The organism is Flavobacterium sp. (genome assembly GCF_024642105.1).
Classification (GTDB): domain Bacteria; phylum Bacteroidota; class Bacteroidia; order Flavobacteriales; family Flavobacteriaceae; genus Flavobacterium.
In genome coordinates this window covers 1-2,502 of record NZ_JAHEBT010000033.1, presented here as the reverse complement: position 1 = coordinate 2,502, position 2,502 = coordinate 1, and the positions used below count along the sequence as shown (strand labels likewise).

The 2,502-nt window shown below is 34.3% G+C and carries 1 protein-coding gene; it reads left to right on the top strand.

Annotated features, from left to right (window positions below; genetic code table 11):
* Window positions 1–14: 14 nt before the first annotated feature.
* On the top strand, window positions 15–2,502 hold a 2,488-nt coding region (locus Q0L65_RS05090; protein ID WP_296684172.1), incomplete at its 3' end, for a type IV secretion protein Rhs.

Here is a 2,502-nt window from a genome sequence, read left to right as displayed (position 1 = left end):
TAGAATATGGAGGGATGACCCTTCCTATCTCCTTGGAATATGATGCCTCGGGGGTTAAAGTAGAATCAATAGCCTCTTCGGTGGGACAAAACTGGAGTTTGAATGTGGGTGGTGTGGTGAGTCGTAATGCAAAAGCAGCACCTGACGAGGGAGCTGTGTCTGCTTCTGCAAAAAGTATAATTGATATCAATGGCTATTACAAGGATTATGGTTTGTCAAAATTAGATTTATTATTAAATAATTTCTCTAATAGCGAAAATGCGCGATATACACAATTTGTTTGGTGGTTAGAGGATGTCAATGCGGGTAAAAAAGATGCTCAACCCGATTTGTTTTACTTCAGCACACCTGAGGGAGGCAGTAAATTTGTTTTCAACGACCAAAGAAAGGTAGTCTATCTTGAAAATACAGATTTTATGATTCAGGAGGATTTTGTACCTAACTACTTTAAAACTTGGACTGTAACTTCCCCTAAAGGCATTAAATATAAGTATGGTTTAGATACGGGAACCAATTTTGGATTGAATAATGTTGTAGAAAAAAATTATACCAATCAATCCATAAATGAAATTGTTTTTGACAATAATTACATTATTAATTCTTGGTTTTTGACCGAAATATCGAGTTTTACTAGTTCAAACAAAATTCAATTGGAGTATGTAGATAATAATTACACTCATACTACAATTAGTAAACCAATAGTGCAAAGCTCTTTTTTGTGTCTTCCTTATACTTCAATGAGTCGAAATTGTTTGGTTACCGCCGAGCAACAATATAATGAATTGGCATTGTATCCGGTGAATACCACCTCTCAGAATCATGTAGTATCAAAATTGGTTAGTAAAATAATAGCTGGAACCACTCAAATTAATTTCCTCTACAGCAACAGAGATGATTTGACCCCAGAATCTGGTGTATATCCTAAGCGATTGGATGAAATCCAAATCACAGTGATTAATCCCATTACACAGGTGGCAGAAATTACTAAAAAAATTAAATTCAGCTATACTACACTGCAAAGTGCCACAACTACTGGCAGTAAAGATGTAACAGATATTAAACGATTACAACTCACCGGTATCACCGAAATGAGTGCCAATGAACAATTGTCCAAGCCGTATACTTTTGTGTATAATGCCACCTCATTACCAAGTAAACTTTCATTTGCTCAAGATAAATGGGGCTATTATAATGGAAATACTCAAAATCCGTCCTTGTTTCCGACTATCGGTATTACATTGACACCTAATTTATATGCTGATAGAAAGGTAGATTTGAATTTTGCTAAAGCAGGAGCTTTAGAGAAAATAATTTACCCAACCAAAGGCTCTGTAAATTTTCAGTATGAATCACATAAGTCTGATGTGCCTTTAGATGTATATTATGACATAAATAATCCTTCACCTTTTGTAGAGAGTATCTCATCAACTCAATCTATCGATGGAATAAATTCAGAGTTATTTACTTATGTAGCGAATGAATCTGAAACCTTAATGATAACAGCCAACTTAAGTTACAATCCTATGGGAACTGGGGGATGTTCTCCAACTAGTACATTAAGAGCCGCTTCAGTTGTTGATATGGTTACCAATTCAGAGGTAGCATCTATTTTGTATGCTGGGGCTACTACCTCAAAAACGATTTCCTTGCCAATTGATAAGAAACTACTAATTGACGGAAGACAATACAAGTTAATTGCTCAAGGTTATGGTGGAGCAAATGGAATGAATTATATGTGTAATATTTGTAGTGCTAAAATCGATAAAATTCCTGTTATACCTATTTATGATGTTGGCGGTTTACGAATTAAAAAGATAGTTCATAAAGAGGATGATAATTCTGTAATTAAAGAAACTAATTACACTTATTATCAACCTAAAATTGTTAGTAATCCTAAATTATTTTATCAAACCAGTTGGGATTTTAATAACTATACTTATTTCCCAACTTATTATAGCATAGTTCCTCAAAATGCAAATATACTAAATCAAACCTTTGTCAATAATGCTCAGCAATTGGGATGGGAAAAAGGCTCTTATTACACCCTTTCAACAGGAATTGACCCTTTAGAAATCAATTTTATGGGACCTACTATTTCCTATGCAGAAGTAGACCAAACTGATGGGAATGGGGTTACTAAACATTTTTTCAATCGCTACAAAGGATATTTTGAATTGAATAATTATAGTTTTGATTACGGGGTTCCACCACTCCCGAAATCACAGTATCTTTTAGCAGGAGAAAAACAGAGTGTCCAAATCAACACTGCTAGCGGAGAAACGATTAAACGTAATGAATTCAATTATAATTATAGTAGTTCAAACATAAATGTAAAAGGAGTTTTGCCATCAATATATAGTAATCCTGGAGGTTTAGTTGTTTTATTTAATGTCTACACCCTCCAAGGACAAACCAAAACCTTAAAAACCGAGACGGAGACAACCACTTTAAAAGGACAGGATGTTACTGTAACTAAGGATTACGAATATCTAGGGGTGAATC